The sequence below is a fragment of the Trinickia sp. genome (genome assembly GCF_051961175.1).
Taxonomy (GTDB): Bacteria; Pseudomonadota; Gammaproteobacteria; order Burkholderiales; family Burkholderiaceae; genus Trinickia.
The window spans coordinates 1-3,161 of sequence record NZ_JBQCDN010000252.1; the positions used below are offsets into that span (position 1 = coordinate 1).

Genomic DNA, 3,161 nt, shown 5'->3' on the forward strand with positions numbered 1-3,161 from the left:
GGCTTCGGCGCCGTCAAGCGCCGGGCCGGGGGCGCCGCGCCCCAGCCGGCCCAACCCTAAGGGTTAGCAGGGCCGGGGCCAGCGCGCGCCACAGGTTGACATACCAGTCCGGGACATGCACGGGGACCAAGCCGGCGAGGCCCTCTCGCTCGCCAATTTCGATCCGGGCGCCAAGCCCTTTTCGGCCGGTTCGAAGATGGCCGATCGCGAGCGCCTGGCCGCTTACGCGGCCAAGCTCGACGAAATGCAGGAGCGCTTGCATGCGCAGCGCCGCGAGCGCGTGCTGCTTGTCTTGCAAGGGATGGACACGAGCGGCAAGGACGGCACGATTCGCGCCGTGTTTCACGAGGTCGATCCACTCGGGTTGCGTATCGCGACGTTCCGCGTGCCGACGCCCGACGAAGCCGCGCACGACTTTCTCTGGCGCGTGCATCGGCAGGTGCCTGCCGCCGGCGAGCTGACGATCTTCAACCGCAGCCATTACGAGGACGTGCTTGTACCGCACGTCCGCGGTGAAATCCATTCCGCGGAACGCACGCGCCGATACGCGCACATCCGGCATTTCGAAGCACTGCTCGCCGATTCCGGCACCGCCATCCTCAAATGCTTTCTGCACATCTCGAAGGATGCGCAGCGCGAGCGCTTGCAGGCGCGGATCGACGACGATACGAAGCACTGGAAATTCGATCTCTCCGATCTCGAGGCCCGCGAGCATTGGGACGCTTATCAGTCGGCTTACGAGGAAGCGCTGGCGGCGACGTCGACGGAGTGCGCGCCGTGGTATATCGTCCCGGCTGATTCGAAATCGCATCGAAACGTGATGGTGGCGGAACTGCTGCTGCGCGTCTTCGAGGGCCTGGATCTGGCGTACCCCCCGGCGAAAGCGTCGCTGCAGGGCATCACGGTCAAATGACCTCCGCAATGACCCCCTCTACCACCACCACAAGGCAACAAGGACGATCATGCTGCGAGTGATCACGGCCAACTTGAACGGCATCCGTTCGGCGGCCAAGAAAGGCTTCTTCGAATGGTTCGGCGAGCAAAGCGCGGATATCGTCTGCGTCCAGGAAGTGAAATGCTCGCAAGACGACATGACGCCTGAGTTCCTGGCACCGCATGGCTTCACCGGTTATTTTCAGCATGCCGTGAAAAAGGGCTACAGCGGCGCGGGCCTTTACACGCGCCACGAGCCCGACGATGTCGTCATCGGTTTCGGCAGCGCGGAGTTCGATCCCGAGGGGCGCTATGTCGAGGCACGTTTCGGCAAGCTGTCGGTGATCTCGGTGTACGTGCCGTCCGGTTCGAGCGGCGAGGAGCGGCAGCAGGCCAAGTTCCGCTTCATGGCCGAGTTCATGCCGCACCTGACGGCACTGCGCAAGGAGCGTGAGGTCGTCGTCTGCGGTGACGTGAACATCGTTCACAAGGAAATCGACATCAAGAACTGGAAAAGCAACCAGAAGAACTCAGGCTGCTTGCCCGAGGAGCGCGCGTGGCTCACGCAGCTGTTCGACGACGTGGGTTATGTCGACGTATTCCGCCGGCTCGATACGCGTGCCGAGCAATACACGTGGTGGAGCAACCGCGGCCAAGCGTATGCGAAGAATGTAGGGTGGCGTATCGATTATCAGATCGCCACGCCCGGCATCGCCGAAACCGCACAAGCCACCTCGATTTTTCGCGACATCAAGTTCAGCGATCACGCGCCGCTGACGGTGGATTACGGACACAGTTTGACGTGACCGAGGCCGCCGCGGCGTGACATGAGCGCGCTGGCAGCGCGTGACCGGCGTTCTGGCGGGTAGTGCCGGATAGTGGCGGCTAGCGGCGGCGGTATTCGGGCAGCAGCGGGTTTTCCGCGTAATACCGGCGCAGGAACGCGTGCCGCGGTGTATTGAAATCGGTGATCGTTTTTGTCTCCACGGCGATCTCCTGCCGCAGCAGCCCCCCTTGCTCTTCGCGAGAAGCCGGCCATTGGGGCAGCGAGCCGCCGTTCGGTGTACCCGTTTTCACGAATTGCGTCACATAGCCGGAGAAGATGCGCGACACGGCGTAGTCTTCCGGCCGCCACACGAAGCGATTCGACAGCCCGAGCGTTCCCAGCGCGTATTTGATCTCTGCGCTATGCACCGCGCCGTCCTCCGGGAGTTGGTTGGGCTCGGGGTTGCGCTTTTGCGGGCGCTTGTGCGAATAGTAGTAAAAGTACACGGGCGCCCCGCCCGTTCGGCGCTGCGCATCCACCCAGCGACGCGTGGCATGGCTGATGAAGATGTCGCTCGCCAGCTCGGTGGCTGAACGGCGTACTTCGTCATCGTCATTGCCGGGGTAGAGCGCCAGGACATCGGTGGTATACGGGCCGAACATACGTTTGAGCGCAGCGCGCCAGTTTTGCGGCGTCGGCGGCGAAGTGTTGAGGATCATCGTATGAGGCGCTTCGTGCGAATTACTGCCGACGAGCAGGGGCACGCGCGCTTGCGAGCCGGCCTCATAGGCCTCTTCGAGCGACTGCGTGAGGAAGTGGCCATCGACCGACGGCCAAAACAGAAATTCGGGCTTGTCCTCCGGGCCGGTGGCCTGCAAGATGGCTTCCGCCGGCAGGGCCCGCAGTGCGCTCAGCGATGCCGCGTTCATCTTCCGTTGGAATGCCTGAGCCGCTGTCTTCGCATCGTCGCGCGACCATATGGTGAGCGGGCCGAACGCCGCGCCGCTTTGGCCGATCGCGCGCGCGAAGAGCCCTTTCGACAGCGGCGAGGCCATATGCGCACTCACGGCCACCGAACCGGCCGATTCGCCGCCGATCGTAACTTTATCCGGGTCCCCGCCGAACTTGGCGATGTTCTCGCGCACCCACCGCAGCGCCGCGTGCTGATCGAGCAGGCCGTAGTTGCCGGCAGCGCCATGGGGAGATTCGCGCGCCATTTCCGGCAGCGCCAGGAAACCGAACACGCCGAGCCGATAGTTGACCGTGACCGTCACCAACCCGCGCGAAGCCAGCGCTGCCCCGTCGTAGCGGGGCTCCGAGCTGTCGCCCGCGGCGAAGCCGCCGCCGTAGAAGTAAACGAGCACCGGCAGTTTTTCCCCCGCCGCGCGCGCCGGGGTCCATACGTTTAAAAAAAGACAATCCTCGCTCATCGTGCGCGAACGGAATTCCATTCGAAACAGGG

The 3,161-nt window shown here is 63.7% G+C and carries 3 protein-coding genes; 2 read left to right on the plus strand and 1 reads right to left on the minus strand.

The genetic code is table 11. The features are described 5' to 3' along the window. The first annotated feature begins 115 nt into the window (after positions 1–115). Together ACTHL0_RS15315 and ACTHL0_RS15320 are read left to right on the plus strand one after the other, a co-directional pair. Entirely contained in the window at positions 116–913 is a 798-nt protein-coding gene (locus ACTHL0_RS15315) for a PPK2 family polyphosphate kinase (RefSeq protein ID WP_440567661.1), read from the plus strand. Positions 914–962: 49 nt separating this feature from the next. Beyond that, the gene (locus tag ACTHL0_RS15320) at positions 963–1,739 is read left to right on the plus strand and encodes an exodeoxyribonuclease III (RefSeq protein WP_440567662.1); all 777 of its coding nucleotides are present in this window, start codon (positions 963–965) and stop codon (positions 1,737–1,739) included. 79 nt (positions 1,740–1,818) lie between these two features. On the opposite strand, the gene ACTHL0_RS15325 is transcribed toward ACTHL0_RS15320, so the two are convergent. Continuing rightward, a partial coding sequence (locus ACTHL0_RS15325; RefSeq protein ID WP_440567663.1) for a carboxylesterase/lipase family protein occupies positions 1,819–3,161 on the minus strand: 1,343 nt, incomplete at its 5' end.